20 protein-coding genes and 1 tRNA gene are annotated in these 19,481 nt (G+C 73.5%); 8 read left to right on the top strand and 13 right to left on the bottom strand.

Annotated elements, in window-relative coordinates; translation table 11 throughout:
• Positions 1 to 54: 54 nt before the first annotated feature.
• Complete coding sequence (locus ACZ6R9_RS03730) at positions 55 to 3,765, bottom strand: HEAT repeat domain-containing protein (protein WP_380486309.1); 3,711 nt, start codon at positions 3,763 to 3,765, stop codon at positions 55 to 57.
• Positions 3,762 to 4,190 carry a hypothetical protein gene (locus ACZ6R9_RS03725; protein ID WP_465536336.1) on the bottom strand — a complete coding sequence of 143 codons (429 nt, stop codon included), beginning with the start codon at positions 4,188 to 4,190 and terminating at the stop codon, positions 3,762 to 3,764. Before ACZ6R9_RS03725 ends, ACZ6R9_RS03730 begins: the two co-directional genes overlap by 4 nt.
• A 265-nt stretch (positions 4,191 to 4,455) precedes the next feature.
• Here ACZ6R9_RS03725 and ACZ6R9_RS03720 point away from each other — a divergent pair, with 265 nt between their 5' ends.
• Positions 4,456 to 6,480 (top strand): DUF7507 domain-containing protein, encoded by a 2,025-nt coding sequence (locus ACZ6R9_RS03720; RefSeq protein ID WP_465536334.1) that lies wholly within the window; start codon positions 4,456 to 4,458, stop codon positions 6,478 to 6,480.
• Between the two features lie 71 nt (positions 6,481 to 6,551).
• On the opposite strand, the gene ACZ6R9_RS03715 is transcribed toward ACZ6R9_RS03720, so the two are convergent.
• The 4 genes from ACZ6R9_RS03715 to ACZ6R9_RS03700 all read right to left on the bottom strand — a co-directional run bounded on the left by ACZ6R9_RS03715 (position 6,552) and on the right by ACZ6R9_RS03700 (position 8,381).
• Positions 6,552 to 6,638 (bottom strand) — tRNA-Ser (locus ACZ6R9_RS03715).
• 65 nt (positions 6,639 to 6,703) lie between these two features.
• Complete coding sequence (gene tadA, locus ACZ6R9_RS03710) at positions 6,704 to 7,243, bottom strand: tRNA adenosine(34) deaminase TadA (protein ID WP_380486316.1); 540 nt, start codon at positions 7,241 to 7,243, stop codon at positions 6,704 to 6,706.
• 29 nt (positions 7,244 to 7,272) lie between these two features.
• On the bottom strand, positions 7,273 to 7,836 hold the full coding sequence (locus tag ACZ6R9_RS03705; RefSeq protein ID WP_380486318.1) for a tRNA adenosine deaminase-associated protein: 564 nt from the start codon (positions 7,834 to 7,836) through the stop codon (positions 7,273 to 7,275).
• Between the two features lie 284 nt (positions 7,837 to 8,120).
• The gene (locus tag ACZ6R9_RS03700) at positions 8,121 to 8,381 is read right to left on the bottom strand and encodes a hypothetical protein (protein ID WP_380486320.1); all 261 of its coding nucleotides are present in this window, start codon (positions 8,379 to 8,381) and stop codon (positions 8,121 to 8,123) included.
• Positions 8,382 to 8,530: 149 nt separating this feature from the next.
• On the opposite strand from ACZ6R9_RS03700, the gene upp reads away from it, so the two are divergent.
• Positions 8,531 to 9,166 carry a uracil phosphoribosyltransferase gene (gene upp, locus ACZ6R9_RS03695; RefSeq protein ID WP_380486322.1) on the top strand — a complete coding sequence of 212 codons (636 nt, stop codon included), beginning with the start codon at positions 8,531 to 8,533 and terminating at the stop codon, positions 9,164 to 9,166.
• A 94-nt stretch (positions 9,167 to 9,260) separates the two neighbouring features.
• Here upp and ACZ6R9_RS03690 read toward each other — a convergent pair whose 3' ends face one another.
• From ACZ6R9_RS03690 to ACZ6R9_RS03680, 3 genes are all read right to left on the bottom strand, one after another.
• Entirely contained in the window at positions 9,261 to 9,944 is a 684-nt protein-coding gene (locus tag ACZ6R9_RS03690) for a LytR C-terminal domain-containing protein (protein ID WP_465536331.1), read from the bottom strand.
• 205 nt (positions 9,945 to 10,149) lie between these two features.
• A complete protein-coding gene (locus ACZ6R9_RS03685; RefSeq protein ID WP_014136828.1) occupies positions 10,150 to 10,446 on the bottom strand; it encodes a type II toxin-antitoxin system VapB family antitoxin in 297 nt (98 codons plus the stop codon).
• A 78-nt stretch (positions 10,447 to 10,524) separates the two neighbouring features.
• Positions 10,525 to 11,688: a hypothetical protein gene (locus ACZ6R9_RS03680; protein WP_465536328.1), complete on the bottom strand. Its 1,164-nt coding sequence runs from the start codon at positions 11,686 to 11,688 to the stop codon at positions 10,525 to 10,527.
• Between the two features lie 94 nt (positions 11,689 to 11,782).
• On the opposite strand from ACZ6R9_RS03680, the gene ACZ6R9_RS03675 reads away from it, so the two are divergent.
• Positions 11,783 to 12,619: an alpha/beta hydrolase gene (locus ACZ6R9_RS03675; protein WP_380486329.1), complete on the top strand. Its 837-nt coding sequence runs from the start codon at positions 11,783 to 11,785 to the stop codon at positions 12,617 to 12,619.
• 49 nt (positions 12,620 to 12,668) lie between these two features.
• Positions 12,669 to 13,187, top strand: a complete 519-nt coding sequence (locus tag ACZ6R9_RS03670) for a YbhB/YbcL family Raf kinase inhibitor-like protein (protein WP_465536326.1) — start codon at positions 12,669 to 12,671, stop codon at positions 13,185 to 13,187.
• Between the two features lie 10 nt (positions 13,188 to 13,197).
• Here the strand turns inward: ACZ6R9_RS03670 and ACZ6R9_RS03665 are convergent, their stop codons facing one another.
• Positions 13,198 to 13,692: an FBP domain-containing protein gene (locus ACZ6R9_RS03665; RefSeq protein ID WP_380486333.1), complete on the bottom strand. Its 495-nt coding sequence runs from the start codon at positions 13,690 to 13,692 to the stop codon at positions 13,198 to 13,200.
• A gap of 54 nt (positions 13,693 to 13,746) precedes the next feature.
• On the bottom strand, positions 13,747 to 14,331 hold the full coding sequence (locus ACZ6R9_RS03660) for an HhH-GPD-type base excision DNA repair protein (RefSeq protein WP_380486335.1): 585 nt from the start codon (positions 14,329 to 14,331) through the stop codon (positions 13,747 to 13,749).
• Between the two features lie 95 nt (positions 14,332 to 14,426).
• Between ACZ6R9_RS03660 and ACZ6R9_RS03655 the strand changes: the two genes are divergently transcribed.
• Together ACZ6R9_RS03655 and ACZ6R9_RS03650 are read left to right on the top strand one after the other, a co-directional pair.
• Positions 14,427 to 14,936 (top strand): SixA phosphatase family protein, encoded by a 510-nt coding sequence (locus ACZ6R9_RS03655; protein ID WP_465536323.1) that lies wholly within the window; start codon positions 14,427 to 14,429, stop codon positions 14,934 to 14,936.
• A 26-nt stretch (positions 14,937 to 14,962) separates the two neighbouring features.
• Entirely contained in the window at positions 14,963 to 15,571 is a 609-nt protein-coding gene (locus ACZ6R9_RS03650; RefSeq protein WP_465536321.1) for a hypothetical protein, read from the top strand.
• On the opposite strand, the gene ACZ6R9_RS03645 is transcribed toward ACZ6R9_RS03650, so the two are convergent.
• Positions 15,559 to 16,569: a TolB family protein gene (locus ACZ6R9_RS03645; protein WP_380486340.1), complete on the bottom strand. Its 1,011-nt coding sequence runs from the start codon at positions 16,567 to 16,569 to the stop codon at positions 15,559 to 15,561. The genes ACZ6R9_RS03650 and ACZ6R9_RS03645 overlap by 13 nt on opposite strands.
• 514 nt (positions 16,570 to 17,083) lie before the next feature.
• Between ACZ6R9_RS03645 and ACZ6R9_RS03640 the strand changes: the two genes are divergently transcribed.
• A complete protein-coding gene (locus ACZ6R9_RS03640) occupies positions 17,084 to 17,884 on the top strand; it encodes a VOC family protein (protein ID WP_380486342.1) in 801 nt (266 codons plus the stop codon).
• Between the two features lie 4 nt (positions 17,885 to 17,888).
• A complete protein-coding gene (locus ACZ6R9_RS03635) occupies positions 17,889 to 18,410 on the top strand; it encodes a DinB family protein (protein ID WP_380486344.1) in 522 nt (173 codons plus the stop codon).
• A gap of 20 nt (positions 18,411 to 18,430) precedes the next feature.
• Here ACZ6R9_RS03635 and ACZ6R9_RS03630 read toward each other — a convergent pair whose 3' ends face one another.
• Positions 18,431 to 19,411 (bottom strand): restriction endonuclease, encoded by a 981-nt coding sequence (locus ACZ6R9_RS03630; RefSeq protein ID WP_465536318.1) that lies wholly within the window; start codon positions 19,409 to 19,411, stop codon positions 18,431 to 18,433.
• Positions 19,412 to 19,481: the final 70 nt, after the last annotated feature.

The raw sequence follows: 19,481 nt of genomic DNA, 5'->3' as shown, positions 1-19,481 counted from the left end.
CCCACCGCGGACCGAGAGGTTCGTCCCGGCTCCGCACTCCCCGAGGCACGGTGGTCAACCGCCCGGGAGTGCGGGGCCGTTCGCCGTCCACGGCGCCCCCGCCGCGCGCAGCGCCTCACCCAGCCGGGCAGCCTCCACCGCCACCGCCGGCAGCCGCTCGGCCCGCGCCCGGGCCGCCAGCAGCTCCATCGTCGGCGGCCCCGGGAAGGCGAACGCCAGCGCCCGCAGCGCCGCGATCCGGGTCTCCTCGTCGCCGTCCGCCACCGCCCGCAGCCGCAGGAACTCCGCCACCTCCGGGTCGGCAGCCAGCGCCCGCAGCGCCACCCGGCGCGGCAGCGGATCGGCGTCCGCCACCGCCCGCTCGCGCAGCAGACCGGCCGGCCCGGCCGCCCGGTCGCGGGCCAGCGCGTGCAGGGCGATCGCCCGGATCGGCGCCGAGGAGTCGGCCACCGCCCGCTCCCGCAGCAGCGCCCGCACCGCCGGATCGCCCGGACGGTGCGCCAGCAGCGCCCGCAGCACCGACAGCCGCACCGCCGCGTCCCGCAGGTGCGCGGCCCGCGCCAGCAGCAGCACCCCGGCCCGCTCCTCACCGTCGTAGCAGCGCACCACCGCGACCAGCGCCAGATCACGGGTGCGCGGATCCGGGTCCGCCACCGCCCGCTCCAGGAACAGCGCCCGGGCCTGCGCGCTCGGCGAGCGGCGGTCCGCCAGCGCGGTCAGCACCGCGCCCCGCACCAGCGGGTCCGGCGAGTGCACCGCCTCGTGCCGGACGAACGCGTCCAGCTCCGGGTTGTCCGCGAAGTGCGCCGCCAGCTCGCCAGTCGCCTGCGCCCGGCCGTGCCCGTCCGCCGCCCGGGCCCGCTCGAACAGGAACTCCGCCACCTCCGGGTCGCCCGCCCAGCCCTGGCCCAGCAGCGTCAGCGCGAACGCCCGCACCTCCGGCAGCCCCTCGCCGGTGACGAAGCCGCGCAACTGCTCGGCCACCTGCCGGTCGCCCGCCCAGCGGTGCGCCAGCACCGCGAGGGTGCGCCGGCGCACCATCGGATCCGGGTCCTGGGCGACCCGCAGCCGCAGGAACTCCGCCACCTCCGGATCGCCCGCCCAGCCGCGCGCCAGCCCGGCCAGCGCCACCACCCGCACCCGCGGATCCTTGTCCGCCCCGGCCAGCAGCCGCAGGAACGACGCGTTGCGCGGATCCTCGGCCGGCTGCAGGCAGATCGCCTGCAGCGCCAGCCCGCGCACCCCCGGATCCCGGTCGCTCCGCACCCGCTCGCGCAGGAACTCCGCCAGCGTGCCGCCCACCCGCTCGTTCACAGTCAGCGCGAACACCGCCAGCCCGCGCAGCTCCGGCTGCGGGTCGGCCGCCGCGAGCTCCCGCAGCAACTGCTGCGCCGGGCCGTCGCACGCCCACCCCTTGCCCAGCGCCAGCATCTCGTTCAGCCGGTTCTCGCCCCGGGTGCCCGCCACCCGGGCCCGCAGGAACGCCCCGCTCGCCGCCTCGCCCGCCCAGCCGTCCGCGAGCGCCGCCACCGCCGCCTCCTGGGTCAGCGGGTCCGGGTCCTCCTCTATCCGGCGGCGCACGAACGCCCCGACCCGCTGGTCGCCCGCCCAGCCCTCGGCGAGCGCCGCGAACGCTGCCGCCCGCTGCGCCGGCGACCAGCCGTGCTCGGCCCAGGCCCGCAGCACCGCCGGGCCGCGCGGATCGTTCAGCAGCAGCGCGCACGCCAGGCGGGCCGTCACCGCGCCCACCGCCGGCAGCGGCGACTCCCGCTGCGCGTGGTGCCCGTACACCAGGTACCAGCGCAGGAACCGCTCCCGCCCCACCCAGTGCGGCCCGAGCCCGGTCAGCACCGGCCGCAGCCCGTCCAGCGCCTCCACGGTGTCGCCCGGGAGCACCGTCGAACCCTCCGCGGCGTACGCCTCGAACAGCGCCACCAGGGCGTCCACCACCGCCTCGCTCTGCGCCGTCACCAGCCCGAGCTTGCGCACCTCGCCCAGGCAGCGCACCGCCAGCACCAGCCACTCCGGCACCGGGTCGCCCGCCCCCGGCAGGGCCGGCGCCGCCGCCAGCAGCCGTGACACCGCCTCGCCGACGAACCGCTCGTCCAGCTCGCCCGCCAGCAGCAGCAGTACCTCCCGCCACGCCGGGTCCCGCCAGCGGGCCGCGAACACCCCCTCCAGCAGCTGGTCCTCGGTCAGCGAGCGCTCCCGGTTGAACCGGTAGGCGATGTCGGACGCCGCCAGGTACTCCAGGAACGCCCGGTGCACGAAGCCGTACACCTCGCCGCCGAACCGGCTCAGGATGAAGTTCCGCTCCCGGAACTGCTGCAGCATCGCCCGCGCCACCGGCGCCGCCCGGTCGGCGGGCAGCTCGTAACGCTCCCGCAGATAGCTCTCGAAGGACGCCAGCAGCACCCGCCCCGGAATGTGGTTCCCGGCGATCCCGTCGCCGCCCTCCTGCATCCGCCGCGCCACCAGCCGCAGCAGCTCCAGCCGGTCCTCGGACGCCAGGTACGGCATCCCGCCGTCCACCCGCCGGTCCTGCAGGTACTTGCTCGGATCCCAGTGCTCCACCAGCACCGCCACCGCGTGCTCGTACACGGTGCGGCGGTCCCGGGGCAGCTCCCGGCGGCGGCCGATGATCGCCAGGATGGTCAGGATCAGCGGATTGCCCGCCAGCTCCCGCACCGGCACCGAGGACGCCACCGCCGCCGTCACCCGCCGGCGCAGCCGCTGCGCCTCCACCGGGTCGCCCGGGCAGGCGGTGGCGTACCAGCGGGCCGCGAAGGCGTCGATCTGCTGGGCGTCCAGGTCCTGCAGCATGTAGTGCCCGAACCCGGCGGCGTCCAGCGGCTCGCGCCGGTAGCCGATCACCCGGGACGTCACCAGCACCCGGACCTGCGGGTAGCGGGCGGCGAACGCGGCGATCCGGCGGCTCGCGGTCTCCCGGACCTGCGGGTCGAACAGCTCGTCCAGGCCGTCGAACACCACCAGGGTGGCCGCCGGATGTTCCGCCAGCTGACGCCCCAACAGGTCGGCGGGCAGGCCTAGGCCCTCGGTGCCGTGCAGATGGGCCAGGAAGTCCTCGAAGGTCCGCTCCCGCCACGCCGGGTCCGCGTACCGGCGCAGCTCCACGATCAGCGGCAGCCGGCCGGCCAGCGCCGCCACCTCCTCCGGGACGGCGGAATCCGGGTGCAGCAGCGGCTCGGTCAGCGCCAGGCCGAGAAACCGGGCCAGCGTCGACTTGCCCGACCCGGGGTCGCCCAGCAGCACCGCCCGGTGGCCGTCCGGTCCGGCGAGCAGGGGCAGGACCGGGACGGCCGGGCGGCGCCGGTAGGCCTCCCGGACCCGGCGCACCGTCTCCCGCTCCACGCCCGGCGGCAGCCGGCCCGGGTCCAGTTCGCCGGTCTCGGTGAGCCGTTTCAGCAGCTCCCGGGGCAGTTCGACGGGTGGCGGGTCGGCCCGCACCAGCTGCGGCACGAACACCTCGCGCAGGTGCACCGCCGGGTGCTCGTCCTGCTCCGACAGCGGGGTCAGCACCTCCAGGTCCAGCCGGTGGTAGCGCTCGCGCAGCCGCACCGCGTGCCGGCGGCGCGCCCCGGCCAGGTCGCCGGGGGGCGGCGGCGCGGTGCCCACCGTGATCTGCACGCTCTGCGCGTGCTGGATCATCGTCAGGTCGCCGCCCGCGGTGGCGTGCTCCGCGGACTGGCCGCCGCCCGCCGCCGCGCCCTGCGCGCCGAACAGCCGGCGCCAGAAGCCGCTCACGGCTGCTGCTGCTCGCCGAACCGCACCGAACCCTCCACCCCGTCCACCAGGTTCACGTCGCCGCCCGCGCGGACCCCGCGCGCCGACTGCCCGTCACCCGCCGCGTCCGTGGCCGGCGCCGACGAGGCGTCCGGGACGGGGCCGGGCACGGCGGGGGCGCCCCCGATCACCACGTCGCCCTTCACATCGCGCACCATCCGTACCGACCCGCCGGCCGCCGCGCCGTCCGCGGACTGGCCGCCGCCGCGGCCGCGCACCCCGCCCGTCACCGACAGCACCAGGCCCGCCAGCCCGACGAACAGGCCCAGCACGCCCGCCCACTGATTCGCCCGGTCCAGCCCCTCCTCCCACAGGAAGAACGCCAGCCCCACCACCGAGATCCCGGCCCCGACCCACACCATCCAGCGCCACCGCGTACTCCCCATGCCGGCATCATCCCCTCAACTGCGGCCCCGGCAACCGGAAATGGGCCGCCGGTGCGCGACAGGCCCCGGGAAAACCGGGCGGACCGGGGTGCCACTCCGAAGGCCCCCGGTGGCTGGACCGGGCGGGTACTTACCGGCGGTCGCGCGCGTGTCCGAGCCCCGACCCGCCGTTCGGGCAGGTCGACTGCGAGGCGTCGACAGCAGACGCGGGCGTCCGCGACGGGGCAGTGGCCCGGCGGAACGCCGCAGGAAGGCGGAACGAGAAGTGCTGAACACCCTCCGGCCCAGCTGGACCGGCCGCAGACTCCTGGCAGGCGTGGCCTGCGCCCTGGCGGCCCTCGGTCCGGCCGCCCTGCCACTGGCCGCCGCCGCGCCGACCGCGCCCCGGGCCGGCGCCGGGACCCTGCTGGTGTCCGAGACCTTCACCGGCGCGACCGCCGACCCGGCGTTCGTCGCCACCTCGGGCGCCTGCCTGACCGGCGCCCCGGCCACCAGCACACCGCCGGTCGGCGACCCGCACCCGCTGGGCGGCTGCCCGCCCGTCCAGGTCGGCCCCGTCCCGCCGGCCGACGCCGCCCCGCACGGCTACCTGCAGCTGACCGACGCCGGCCACGACCGCACCGCCGCCGTGCTGTACGAGCGGGCGCTGCCCGCCCACGAGGGCATGCAGGTCACCTTCGAGCAGTGGCAGTACGGGGGCGACCCCGCCGAGCCGCGGCCTGCCGACGGCATCTCGTTCTTCCTGGTGGACGGCGCCGCCCCGCTGACCCGGCCCGGCGCGTACGGCGGCAGCCTCGGGTACGCCCAGAAGCTGCCCGACGACAACCCCGCCAACCCGTTCCTGCCGGGCGTCGAGGGCGGCTACCTCGGCGTCGGGCTCGACGTGCTCGGCAACTACTTCGGCGACTGGGAGCACCGCGGCAACGGGTGCCCCCCGGGTGAGCGTTCCCCGGCCGGCACCGGCTTCCACGTGCCCGCGCCCGGACCCAACATGATCACCCTGCGCGGGCCCGGCGACGGCACCACCGGGTACTGCTACCTGGCCGCGACCACCAGCAACACCACCACCACCGGTCCGTGGCCCTCCACCCTGCCCGGCGAGCTGCAGGGCCCCACCACCGCCGCCGACCTGCCGCCCGGCATCACCCCGGCGCAGGCCGAGGCCGCGCTGGTGCCCAGCAAGCGCACCGTCACCGTCACCGTCACGCCCACCCCCGACCCGCAGGTCGAGGTGGACGTCGACTTCGGCTCCGGCCCGGTCCGGGTGCTCAGCACGCCCGCGCCGCAACCGGTGCCCAGCACCTACAAGTTCGGCTTCGCCTCGTCCACCGGTGACTTCACCGACGTGCACCTGCTGCGCAACGTCGTCGCCCGCAGCGTCAACCCGCTGCCCCAGCTGGACCTGGTCAAGCAGATCGACCGCACCACGCCACTGCCCGACCCCGTCACCGCCGGCACCGTCGTGCCCTACCAGTTCGTGGTCACCAACGCGGGCGGCAGCGAGATCCGCGACCTCGTGGTCACCGACCCGCAGGTCGGCCTGATCACCTGCCCGACCACCACGCTGGCCGTGGACGAGACCGTCACCTGCACCGGCAGCTACACCGTCACCGAGGAGGACGTGCGGCGCGGCTTCATCACCAACGTGGCCGTCGCGGGCGGCGACTCGGACAGCGGGCGGGTCACCTCCCCGGAGGCCGACCACACCCTGCCGCTGAACGACACCTACGGCCTGCTGCTGGAGAAGCACGTCGACGACAGCCGGGAGTACCTGGCCGGTGAGACCGCGACCTACACGTACACCGTCACCAACACCACCGACCGGACCGTCTCCGACCTGGCCGTGCTCGACGACCGGCTGACCGACGTGAGGTGCGAATCCACCACGCTCACCCCGGCCGAGACGCCCGGCGCGGTCACCACCTGCACCGGTTCGTACACCGTCACCGAGGCCGACGCCAAGGCGGGCGTGGTCCGCAACACCGCGCACGCCACCGGCACCACGCCCGAACGGACCGTCACCTCGCCGCCCGCCCAGGAGGAGATCGCGGTCAGGGCCGAGGAGCCGAGCCCCAGTCCGTCGCCCTCGCCGTCGCACTCCGAGAAGCCGACCGAGCACCCGACCGAGCACCCGTCGGAGCAGCCGACCAAGAACCCCGGCGAGCACCCGATGCGCCCCGGCGAGCTGCCCAGGACCGGTAGCGGCTCCCCGCTGCTGCCGCTGCTGATCTCCGCCGGACTCGGCGTGGCCGGCCTGTTCACCCTCCGCTGGGCCCGCCGCCGCGGCTGACCCACCCGGCAACTGACGCCCGGGACACGCAGAAGGGCCCCGACCTGATGGTCGGGGCCCTTCTTTGCGAGCGGTAGCGGTGGGATTCGAACCCACGGTGGAGTTGCCCCCACACACGCTTTCGAGGCGTGCTCCTTTGGCCGCTCGGACACGCTACCGAGGGGAACTCTACCGGATGCGTGGTGACGGACGAAATCCGTATCTGCGGGGCTCGTGACCGGGGTCAGCGCTGGGTGTCGAAGAAGGCTCGCAGCTGGGCGGTGCACTCGTCGGCGAGGACGCCCGGGATGACCTCGGGGCGGTGGTTGAGCCGGTTGTCGCGCAGGACGTCGAAGAGTGAGCCGGCCGCGCCGGCCTTCGGGTCGAGGGCGCCGTAGACCACCCGGTCGAGTCGGGACAGCACGATCGCGCCCGCGCACATGGTGCACGGCTCCAGGGTGACCACCAGGGTGCAGCCGCTCAGCCGCCACTCTCCGACGGCGTTCGCCGCCTGACGGATCGCCACCACCTCGGCGTGCCCGGTCGGGTCGCCGATGGCCTCGCGGACGTTGTGGCCGCGGCCCAGCACCGACCCGTCCGGGCCGAGCACGAACGCCCCGACCGGGACGTCACCGGTCGCGGTGGCCAGTGCGGCCTCGTCGATGGCGAGGCGCATCAGGCCACGCCACCGGTCGCGGACCGGATCGGGGCGTTCGGGGGCGGGCAGCGGAGCGATCCGCGGCCGTTCGCCCAGGGTGCTGGAAGGGGCGGGGGCGTGCTGCATGGACCCAGTGTCGGGCACCGGGCCCGCCGCTAACGAACGGCCTCCAGGACCTCGCCGCAGCCGAGCGCCTCGGCGATCTCGCCGAGCGCGTCGCCGGGCGCCGCGCCCTCGCCGGCCAGCTCCAGCAGCGCGGCCTGGCCGAGGCCGAACTCGCTCAGCAGCTCCGAGTCGCCGATCGGCCCGACCGGGGTCGCGGCCCGCCCGACGGCCGGCTCGTCGTCCTCGTCGTCCGTCTCGTCCTCGTCGCTCGCGGCGTTCTCCTCGTCGAGTTCGGCCACCAGGCCGTCCAGGTCGTCGAAGTCGGCCTCTCCGTCCTGTTCGATCAGCTCGTCGGTGAGCACCGAGCCGTACGAACTGCGCGCCGCGGCGGCCGCGTCCGAGACGAAGATCCGCGGGTCGTCCTCACCGTCGATCCGCAGGACGGCGAACCAGGCGTCCTCCTGCTCGATGAAGACCAGCACCGTGTCGTCGTCCTCGGCCGTTTCGCGGGCCAGGTCGGTCAGGTCGGCCAGGGTCTCTACGTCGTCGAGTTCGGTCTCGCTCACATCCCACCCGGCACCGGTGCGAGCAAGCACTGCAGCGAAGTACGCCACCAGGGACACTCCCAAGATTGGTCTCGGCTGTCGGCGATCTCGGGCGGGTGCGGTCCGGCCGCCCCCGCGCCAGAAGAGCGGTCCGCTGTTCGGACCGTCCCACCGCATCGTGACAGAAAGCCCGCCGCTGCGGGGGGTGTTCGGCAGCGCGTCTTCGCAGGTCGTGTCGGAATGGCCTGCTTCCGGCCGCTCCAGGCGTGGATCATGCCCCTCGAACGCCCCCGGTGGGGGGCGGACGGGGGCTTGCGGGGCGTGATGGTGGTGCGGGCGCGTCCCCCGGCGGCTCAGATCCGGAAGGTCCGCATCCGCATGGCCTCGCGCATCCGCCGCTCCTTGGTGCGTCTGGGCTGCACCCGGGCCCGCAGCTCGCGGGCCTCGGCCAGCTCGCGGAGGAACACGGCCCGGCGCCTGCGCCGCTCCGCGTCGGTCTCCTCGGCGGTCTGGGTGTCGGTCTCCTCGTCGGTCGCTGACTCCGGACGGGACTCGTCTGTCGAGCCGGACCCGCCCGCGCCGGCGTTCGATGCCCGCGTCGGGTTGCTCTTCATAGGTTCCGACTTTCCCAGATGTCACCCGCCGATACCACAGCGGCGGCCGGGAATCGGTGATTCCGGTGGGACTCCAGGCAGGTCACGGCGGGTCCCCGAGGGCCATCCGGAGTCGTACAGATGTGCCGACGGCCGTTATCGTCGTTGTCATGCGCCTCCACGTCGTCGACCACCCGCTGGTCGCCCACAAGCTGTCCACCCTGCGCGACGAGCGCACGGACTCGCCGACCTTCCGGCGGCTCACCGACGAGTTGGTGACCCTGCTCGCGTACGAGGCGACCCGGGACGTCCGCACCGAAACGGTCGAGATCACCACCCCGGTCGCCGTCACCCAGGGCACCCGGCTGTCCTACCCGCGCCCGCTGGTGGTCCCGATCCTGCGGGCCGGCCTCGGCATGCTCGACGGCATGACCCGGCTGCTGCCCACCGCCGAGGTCGGCTTCCTCGGCATGGTCCGCAACGAGGAGACCCTGGAGGCCTCCACCTACGCGACCCGGATGCCGGACGACCTCTCCGGCCGGCAGGTCTACGTCCTCGACCCGATGCTCGCCACCGGCGGCACCCTGGTCGCGGCGATCCGGATGCTGCTCGACCGCGGCGCCACCGACGTGACCGCCGTGGTGCTGCTCGCCTCGCCCGAGGGCATCGCCGTGATGGAGCGCGAGCTGGCCGGCCAGCCCGTCACCGTGGTGACCGCCGCCGTGGACGAGCGCCTCAACGAGAACGGCTACATCGTCCCGGGCCTCGGCGACGCGGGCGACCGCCTGTACGGCACCGCCGGCTGAGACCTGGCAGGCGACCTGCGCGGCGCCCCGGAACACAGCACGATCCGGCCGGAAACGGAAGCCCCGTTTCCGGCCGGATCGTGTGGTCCGTGGGTCAGCAGTGGCCGGACGACTCCGGGCTGGGCGACGGCTTGGTGAGCTCGGCCAGCGTGGCCGCGGCCTGGGTCGGGTCGGCCAGCGCGCTGAAGGTGTCGCCGATGACCAGGTCCACGGTGGCGTCGGTGCGGCCGTCCTGGGTGCTGGTGGCGGAGGCCACCTGGGAGACCAGCAGGGTGGCCGCGCCCAGCCCGCCCGGGCCGCTCAGCACCTGCGCGGTGCCGGGGACCTTCTTGTCCAGTGCGGACGGCGCGTTGCCGACCTTGCCGACCTGGAAGCCGCGCTTCTTCAGCTCGTCGGCGGTCTTGGCCGCCAGACCGGACTTGTCGGTGGCGTTGTAGACGTTCACCGTGACGGCCGAGGGCTGCGGCACGGCCGTGTTGGCCGGGACCGCCCCCGGGGAGTCGGCGGCGCCGGCCGAGGGGGAGCCCTCCGGGGCGGCCAGCGACTTGCCGGACGGCTTGGCGGAGGCGCAGGCCTGCGCGGCGCTGTTCTTGTTCTTGCCGGTGAACACGTCGTAGAGCTGAACACCGCCGACCGAGACCAGACCGAGGGCGAGGATCCCGCCGACGGCGGCGACGACCTTGCGGCCGCGACGCGGGGGACGTCCGAGACGGGGGTAACTGTTGCCGGTGATCCGGTACTGCTTCCCCTTCAACCCCCGGGGAGTCAACATGCTCATGGTCTGTCTCCCCGTAGGTGCCGAGGTGGGGTGCCGGTGACCGCGGTGCGGCCGTGAGAAAAGGCCGCGTGTACCGCAGTAGTCAGCAGACTAATCCGACTGCAGCGGCACAGGTACTGGATGATCATCATCCGGGGGACGACGGCACTCGAAAGGACGTACCGACACCGACCATCGGTTGCAGCCGACGGCGGGTGGCGGTACGTCAGTCCATTTCCAGGACCCGGGCGTGCAGAACCTGCCGCTGCTGGAGGGCGGCCCGCACGGCTCGGTGCAGCCCGTCCTCCAGGTAGAGGTCACCGCGCCACTTCACCACGTGGGCGAAGAGGTCCCCGTAGAAGGTGGAGTCCTCGGCGAGGAGGGTCTCCAGGTCCAACTGGCCCTTGGTGGTCACCAACTGGTCGAGCCGCACCGGACGCGGCGCGACGTCCGCCCACTGGCGGGTGCTGGTCCGGCCGTGATCCGGGTACGGCCGCCCGTTACCGATGCGCTTGAAGATCACACGGAAAGCCTACCGTTTGGGACATGGCGGGCGCAGCAAGCGGGACCAACGGTGACCGACTTTCCACGTTGGTACAGCTCAGCGCAGTGCGGCGCCGATCCGGTCGAGTGAAGAGAGCCGCATCAGGCCGTAGTTGTAGAACTCGACCTCCGGGACGCCGAGCTCGCGGAGGGTGGTGATCTTGGCGGCGAGGTTGGCGGGGCCGTCGCAGTCGGAGGACATCGGGCGGAGGATGACGGCCAGGTCCTGGGGGCGGACGCCGTGCAGGGCGAAGGCGGCGACCTTCTCGCGGACGGCCTCGGGGGTCTTCGCGTAGCCGAGGGTCTCGATCTGGTGGGCGGCGCGGGCCAGGGCGGGGAGATCGATGCCGGAGAGCCAGCCGGTGCCGGGGCCGCCGCCGTCCATGAAGGTCAGACGCATGCCGTGGGCGGCGGCGGTGGCGGCGAGTTCGGCGGCGAGGGTGGTGACGGTGCGGGCACTGGCGTCGAGGTAGGCGGCGAGGGCGCCGCCGGCCAGTTCGTCGAGCGGGACGGGGGTGAGGGCGCGGTTCTCGTCGGCGAGGCGGGCGCGCAGTTCGGTGCGGACGGTGTCGCGGACGTGCTCGGCGGGGACGCCCGCGGCGGTGGCGGCGGCCAGGCAGTGCGGGCAGAAGCAGATCGACAGCAGGGCCTCGGTGACGGGGCCGAGCTGCTCGAAGTAGCGCTCGTGGTGGTAGCCGTGGGCCAGGCCGTGGAAGTGCAGGGACTCGGCGCGGATCGCGTCCACGCCGTAGCGGGCGAGTTCCTCGACCAGGGTGTGGCAGTAGGCGCGGACCTCGGGGTTGGCGGGGCAGAGCTCGGTGAGGTGGCGGTCGCCGAAGGCGTTGGCGGGGGCGCAGTCGGGGTGGGCGAAGCCGAGCCGGTCGTTGTGGCAGAAGACCGTCCAGGCGTGCAGTTTGAGGCCGCGTCGGCGGGTCTCCTCGGCGGCCTCGGCGAACGGGTCGCGGGTGCCGATCGCGGTGGAGGGCAGCGGGGCGAGGCGGTGGCCGGCCCAGTGGGCGGGGTCGGGGCGGAAGTAGGCGGCGCCGGGTTCGAGGTAGCGCAGCACGCGGTGCGGGTGGTGCGGGAAGACGTCGCGGGCCTCGTGGTAGACGGCGGCGAGCGTGACGCCGCCGACGCCGGCCCGGTCGGTAAGGTTGCCGAAGAAGGTGTCGGCCCCTTCGTCGAGCAGATCGGTGGCGAAGGCGAGGACGGACGTCTCCACGGGGCAACTCCGGAGAAGGAAGTACAGGGAGTGACCACGCTAACCGCGGGCTCCCGCATTGGTCTATACCTGGTTGGGTGAGGGGAGCGGCAAGGTGGCGGTCTACCGGGGCTTCGACCAGCGGGAACTCGACCGGGAGTATTCGCCCAGCAGCCTGGTGACGGACTTCGACGCGGAGATCGCCGCGTACACCCGGGAGAGCGGGCGGGCCCTGCGGGAGCTGCCCGGGCACCGGGAGCTGCGGTACGGGGCGGACGGGCCGGAGCTGATCGACTTCTTCCCGGCGGTGCCGGGCGCGCCACTGCACATCTTCGTGCACGGCGGCTACTGGCAGGAGCTCGGCAAGGAGGACTCGGCCTTCCCCGCACTGGACTTCGTCGCCCGGGGCACCGCGTACGCCGCCGTCGGCTACGGGCTGGCGCCCGCCTGGACGGTGGAGCAGATCGCCGGGCAGGTCACCGAGGCGGTGGTGTGGCTGGTCGAGCACGCCGCCGAACTGGACGTCGCCCCGGACCGGATCGTGCTCAGCGGCAGCTCGGCAGGCGCGCACCTGGCGGCCACCGCGCTGCTGGACGGGCGGCTGCGCGGGCGGATCGCCGGGGCGGCGCTGCTCAGCGGCGTCTACGACCTGGAGCCGATCGCCCTCAGCTACGTCAACCAGCCGCTCGGTCTGGACGCCGAGCGGGCCCGCAGGCTCAGCCCGCTGTTCGCCGACCTGACCGGTCTGCCCTCGCTGGTGGTGGCGCTCGGCGAGTACGAGACCGGTGAGTTCGCCCGCCAGCAGGTCGAGTTCGCGCACGCCGCGCGGGCCGCGGGGGTGCCGGTGCGGGAGTTGCTGGTCGGTGGCCGCAACCACTTCGACCTGGTCTTCGACCTCGGCCGGACCGACACGGTGCTCGGCTCGGCCGTCGAGGCGCTGGGTCGCGGCTGACGCTCCGTAGACTGCCCGGCGTACCCCGAACAGCTGCGAGAGGACACCGATGACCGGCCGCATCCCGCTTCCGTACGACTTCCTGCCGCCGGTGCCCAGGTTCGAGCTGCGCAGCGCCGACCTGGCGGACGGGGCGACCATGCCGGACGCGCATGTGTACGCGGCCGGGAACCAGTCGCCGCAGCTGTCCTGGTCGGGCTTCCCGGCGGGCACCCGGTCGTTCGCGGTGACCTGCTACGACCCGGACGCGCCCACCGGGGCCGGCTGGTGGCACTGGCTGGCCGTCGACCTGCCGGCCGACACCACCGAACTGCCGCGCGGCGCCGGGGCGCAGGACAGCGACCTGCCCGGCGGGGCGTTCCACGTCCGCACCGACTTTCCCGGGTACCGCTACGACGGCGCCGCCCCGCCGCCCGGGCCGGCCCACCGCTACGTGTTCGTGGTGCACGCCCTGGACGTGGCGAGCCTCGGCGTGGAGCGCGACACCCCCGCCGCGCAGGTCGGCTTCGCGCTGACCGCGCACGCGCTGGGCCGCGCCCTGCTCACCGTGGAGTACAAGTCCGCCTGACGGCCCGGCCTCAGGCCAGGATCTGGCGGAGGAACGCCTCCATGTTGGCGGCCGTCCGGGCGATCTGGTCCTCCAGCGGGAGCGACTCGTTCGGGCGGCTGACCGTCGCCGGGCGGCGGATGCCGCGCACGTACAGCGAGCAGGCCAGGTCGGCGCAGAGGTAGGTGCCGACCGAGTTGCCCTCGCGGCCGCGGGCGCCCGCCCGGGGCGCGGTGAGCAGCGAGACGCCGCTGCCCTGGTGGGCGGTGATGCACACCGAGCAGACGTTCGTCCTGGTCAGGCTGCGCCGGACGTTCGGGGAGCGGAGCGTCACCCCGACCAGGTCTCCGTCGAGCTCGGCGACCAGGTACGCCCGGTCGGGGGCGCCCAGATCCCGCCAGCCGAGGAAGTCCAGGTCGTCCCAGCGCTGTTCGGACAGCTCGCGCGGGACGGGCAGCCGCTTGGCCTCGCCCTTCGAGCAGTTGACGAAGGAGGCGCGGATCTCGGACTCGGTCAGGGCACGCATGGACGGGACGCTAGCCGAGACATCCCGGGCGTGTCGTCCGGTTTTCCCTCGGTATCAGCCCTTGGCGGCCTTCGCGGCACGCTTGGCCTCCTGCTTGGTGGCACGGACCTTCAGCAGCGACTCGGGGCCGGTGATGTCGGCGACCGAACGGTGGCAGCCCTCCTCGCCGTACGCGCCGGCCGCCTCGCGCCAGCCCGCCGGACGGACGCCGTACTGCTTGCCGAGCAGGGCCAGGAAGATCTGCGCTTTCTGCGGGCCGAAGCCGGGCAGCGCCTTCAGCCGGGCCAGCAGGTCCTTGCCGGTGGGGGCGTCGCGCCAGACCGCCTCGGCGTCGCCGTCGTAGTGCTCGACCAGGTGGGCGCAGAGCTGCTGGACCCGCTTGGCCATCGAGCCGGGGAAGCGGTGCACGGCCGGCTTCTCGGCGAACAGCGCGGCGAACGCCTCCGGGTCGGCGGCGGCGATGGCGTGCGCGTCCAGGTCGTCCGCGCCCATCCGCCGCGCGATCACCAGCGGGCCGCTGAACGCCTTCTCCATCGGCACCTGCTGGTCCAGCAGCATGCCCGTGAGGGCGGCCAGCGGGCTGCGGCCGAGCAGTTCGTCGGCGTCGTCCTGCTGGGCGAGGTGGACGGTGGGGGCCATGACGGGCTCCAGGGGTCGGGATTCCCATCCTGGCAGCCGCGGTTCGGCGGCGCGTCCCGCAACACACCACCGGCGGGGCGGGCCACACTGGGTGGATGACCCAACAGCGGCGGTTGATCGTGCTGCGGCACGCCAAGGCGGACTGGCCGGACGTTCCGGACGAGCTGCGCCCGCTGGCGGAGCGCGGCCGGGCCGACGCGGCGGCGGCCGGGCGCTGGCTGGCCGCGCACGCTCTGGTGCCGGACCGGGTGCTGTGCTCGACGGCGGTGCGCACCCGGCAGACCTGGGAGTTGGCCGAGCCGGCCCTCGGCGGCGTGCCCGAACTCGTCCTGGAGCCCCGGGCCTACCGCGGCGAGGTGGACGAACTGATCGGCCTGGTACGGGAGTTGCCGCCGGTGGTGCGCACCGCGATGCTGGTCGGGCACCGGCCGCAGGTGCAGGAGCTGGTGCTGGCGCTGGCCGGGGAGCGGGAGAGCGAACCGCTGGAGCGGCTGCGGGAGAAGTTCTCCACGGCCGGGATCGCGGTCCTCGCGGTGCCCGGGGAGTGGAGTCAACTCATCCCGGGAAGTGCCGAGTTGACCGAATTTGCGGTACCGCGTGGGTGAGTCGTGGGGCGTGATAGGCATGGGGCATGCGTTTCGACTCCGTGCCCAAGCCGCCCGCCGTGGCCGCCCGCCCGCGTGACGAGCGCGGCTATCCGGTCCCCGCGATCACGCCGTGGGAGGACGGGCATCCGCAGTTCGGGCTGACCGACTACGAGCGGTCCGCCACCTGTGCCCGCGAGCGCCTGTGCTCGGTGTGCAACACGCTGATGCCGCTCGGGCCGGTGTGGCGGGTGGTCGGCGGGGAGGAGGCGCTCGCGATCGGCGAGGCGCTGGCGGCCGGCCGCCCGTACCGGAACATGGCGCCCACCATGGAGGCCCCCGGCCACCGGGCGTGCATGCTGTACGCGTCGATGGTCTGCCCGTACCTGGGCCGCCCGAACGCCCGCCGCCAGGTGACGGCCGAGCAGGAGGCGGCCCCGGACGGCCTGACCGCGCACGTGGTGCGGGGGGCCGCCCGGGGCGAACTGGGCGCCGTGGTGGGCTTCGAGGAGTACGAGTTCGCGATCACTCCGAGCCGGGTGCTGTTCCGCTTCATCGACCCGATGGAGTGCCTGCCGCACGACCTGGCCGAGCAGCAACTCCCGAACCTCCAGGCCGAGTTGGCCCGGATGGCCCGGGGGGATCAGGAACGGTAGGCGGGCAGCCCGACCGTGTCGGTGATCTTGTCGGGCTTTCCGCCCTTGACCGGCACCGTGTAGATGCCGTCCGGGCCGCGGAACGCGACGGACTTGCCGTCGTGCGAGATCGCCGGCTCGGTGTAGTCCACCGAGGCGTCCGGCGTCAGGTCGACCTCCTTGGCGCCCTCCTCCTTCGCCTTGGCGAAGATGTGGGCGTGGCCGCTGACCGAGCGGACGAACACCACCTCGCCGTCGTCGGCGAGCGCGGGCTGCGAACCCTTGGTGATCACACCGCCGTTGGTGCGGGAGATCACGTCGTGGAAGTAGACCTGGCCGTCGGTCTTGTTGGCGTACACCGTCATACCGAACTTGCCGGCCGAGTTCGGCCACAGGTTCCCGGCCTCCGGGAGCGGCTTCTCGGCCTCGGAGTCGCCGACGTGCAGCGGCTCCGGCTTGGCGCCCGCCTTCGCCTCGACGGACAGCAGCTTCAGCGCCTTCTTGTCGTCCGCGGTGAACAGCAGGTAGGTGCCGGCGCCGTGCGGCTCGTCCGGGCCGTACACCTGCCAGGTCGGGTGCGACCAGGTCTCGCCGGACGGGGCCTTGGCGATGACGGTCTTGTGACCGCCGTCCGGGTCCGAGGTCTGCAGGTTGCCGCTGCCGTCGATGAACGCGGCGTGCTTGCCGTCCGGGGACCACGCCAGGTCGCGGACCACGGTGCCGAAGTCCACGGCCTTGCCGTCCATCAGCACGGTGTTGGTGCCGGTGCTGACGGTCAGCTTGGTGCCGGCGGTCTTGTTCAGCTTGCCGCCCGCGGCGGGCGCGGAGGAACCGGCGCTCCCGCCGCTGCTGCTGCTCGGGGTGTCGGCGGCCGGGCTGTTGGCGGCACTGCTGGGCGAGGTGGTCCCGGTGTCGCCGCCCTCCGGGTCGCAGGCGGTCAGCAGCAGGGCCGACCCGGTGGTGACCGCGGCCACCAGCAGGGCGGCGGCGGATCGGCGCAGACGGGTGCGTTCGCTCATCGGAAGAGTCCCCCCATGGAACGGATCTACGGACTGCGGCGGCCCGGCGGAAGACCGGGCCGCCGCCATCACAGGCATGTGCCTCGTACACATCCTGTCAGTAAGTGACAACAGTCCGGAAGGCAGGGGCCGTTCGAACTGTTGGGGTATCAGTTGCGTTCTGTGGTCCGCGCAGACGCGAACCGGGACGGGGTGGGGCATCGGCCGCGGAACGGCGGAGCGCGGACATGGATGGTTCCCCCGTGGAGCGGTGACAGGGGCGGGTGGTGCCCCCGGCGACGGCATCAGCTTGGCAGCCGCACGTCCGGGCCAGGTGCGGGTGCTGTCACCGCCGTGCAACGGGCGGCCGCGTTGCGCCTTTCGGCTGGTGACGGGCCGTCGGCCGGTGGCCGCGCGCGTCGCCGGGCAAGCGCGGGCGTCGCTGGTTAGCGTGGCAGCGCATGTGCTGTCCGCGGCCGGGCCTTTCGCCGGCCGTTTCGACCCCCCGATCCCCGACAGCGGAGCGAGAGACACCATGGCTGCGCAACCCGAAGGCACCCCGGTCTGGGCGGACGCGATGTTCACCGACCTGGAGGGCGCCAAGAAGTTCTACGGTGAGGTGCTGGGCTGGACGTTCGGCGAATCCTCCACCGAGTACGGCAACTACACGCAGGCGTACCGGGACGGCAAGGCGGTCGCCGCGATCGTCCCGCCGATGCCCGGACAGGGCCCGGGGCAGTCCGCCTGGGTGCTCTACCTGGCCTCGCTGGACGTCGAGGCCACCGCGGAGCGGATCCGGGCGGCCGGCGGCTCCCTGCTCCTGGAGCCGATGAAGGTCGGCACCTTCGGCTCGATGGCGCTCGCCAAGGACCCGGCCGGGGTGGTGTTCGGCCTCTGGCAGGGCGGTGAGCACGCCGGCTTCGAACTGCGCGACGCGCCCGGCAGCTACGGCTGGGCGGAGGTGTTCACCCGGGACCCGGCCGCAGCCAACGCCTTCTTCCCGAAGGTGTTCTCCTACGGGGTCCGGAAGCTCGTCGACGAGAAGGTCGAGTACTGGGTGTTCAGCATCGGCGACGTGCCGGTGCTCGGTTCGATGGGCATGACGCCCGAAGTGCCCGCGGAGGTACCGTCGTTCATCAGCGTGTACTTCGTGGTGGACGGCTGCGACGCCGCGGTCGAACGCGTCGCCAAGGCCGGCGGGCAGAAGGTGTTCGGGCCGATCACCACCCCGTTCGGGCGCTTCGCGTCCTTCGTGGACCCGCAGGGCGCGGCGTTCTCGCTGATCGACCCGGGCGCCGCCGAGGGCGAGATGCCGGCCACCGTGGAGGTGGCCTGAACCGATGGTTGTGCCACGACCCGAACTCACCGGCGAACGCGCCGACCTCCTGACCGCGCTCGACAAGCACCGCGGTTTCCTGCGCTACACCGTCCGCGGCCTGACCGACGAGCAGGCCGGGCAGCACACCACCGTCAGCGCACTCACCCTCGGCGGGCTGATCAAGCACGTCGCCGGGGTCGAGGAACGCTGGATGCGGTTCGCGGTCGGCGGCGCCGAGGCGATGCGCTCCGAGGGCGCGCCGCAGGACGCCGAGGCCTGGGCCCAGCAGTTCCGGATGCTGCCCGGCGAGACCCTGGACGTCCTGCTCGAACGCTACCGGGCCGTCGCAGAACACACCGACGGCCTGGTCACCACCCTCGACCTCGACAACGAGCACCCACTGCCGTCCGCGCCCTGGTTCGAACCCGGCGCGGTGTGGAGCGTCCGCCGGGTGCTGCTGCACGTCCTCGCGGAGACCGCGCAGCACGCCGGGCACGCCGACATCCTCCGCGAGAGCCTGGACGGCCAGCGCACCATGGGCTGACGGGGCCGGGGGGGGAGTTCTCAGCCGTCGGTGAGGATCTCCATCAGGGGCTGGCCGTGTTCCAGCCAGCGTTCCACGCCCATGCCGTCGACCAGGTGTATGGACAGATCCTTGGCAACCTTCCGGGTCTCCCGGCTGTACCTGCCGTTGGTGACGACGACCATGACATCGGCCTCGTGGAGGGTGAACGCGGCCGGTGCGGCGCGAATGGTCTCCGGGGGAACGGTCCGGCCGGTCGTGGTGTGCTTCACCTGGACGACGAACTTCTGCTTGATCGGCCAGATCGCGATGACGTCCGCCCCGTTGTCGCCGCTGAATCCCTGAGCCCGGTCGACCCGGAAGCCGTCCCGCTTCATCAGCGCGGCGACCAGCCGTTCGAAGGTGGTCGGCTTGATCTCCTCGGCCATCTTGATCGGGAGCGTGCTGACCGGCGAGAACAGGGCCGTCGGTTCCTTCCCCAGGACCTCGGCGAGGTTCTTCGTCTCCTGCGCCAGCTTGGTGCGGATCGACTCCAGGGCTTCCACGTCGTTTCCCGAGCCGGCGAACCGACTGGTTCCCGGCCGGGCCTTGACGCCCTTGACGCGCTGCCAGTAGCTGCTCTCCGACGCGGCGAAGGCGGCACGCTGTTTCAGCAGTTCGAACTCGGTGGTGGTCAGCCAGTAGCCCACGCGGTCCCGGTGGTTGTCGAGGTACTCGCTGGCGGCGGTCATCACGGAGGTCGCCTCCCGCCGGACCCGTTCCAAGTGGGCCCGGGTGTCGTCGATGATCGCGAAAGCCGTGTCGATCAGGCCTGCCAGGTCGTGGGCAACCACGCGGTACGGCCGACTGCTCGCGGGTGTGGAGGCCCTTTTGCTGATGTCGGTCAGGACACCGAGGATGCTCGGCAGGAACTCGTCGTACGGCTCGCCGGACCGGTGGGCCTTGGCCAGGTACCTGTCGTAGCTGCAGGTGCTTCCCAACGGGCCTGGGGTGGAGGGGAATTCGTCTTGGTCGTGAACCACGGGCGGCAGGGTAGCCCCTGATGCTGACAGCGGGCACACCGTTCGGTGGCGCGCACTGCGGACGGCCTTG

Source organism: Kitasatospora sp. NPDC048662, from assembly GCF_055587065.1.
Note: the sequence above shows the minus strand (reverse complement) of the source record. Positions and strands in the feature narration are given on the sequence as shown.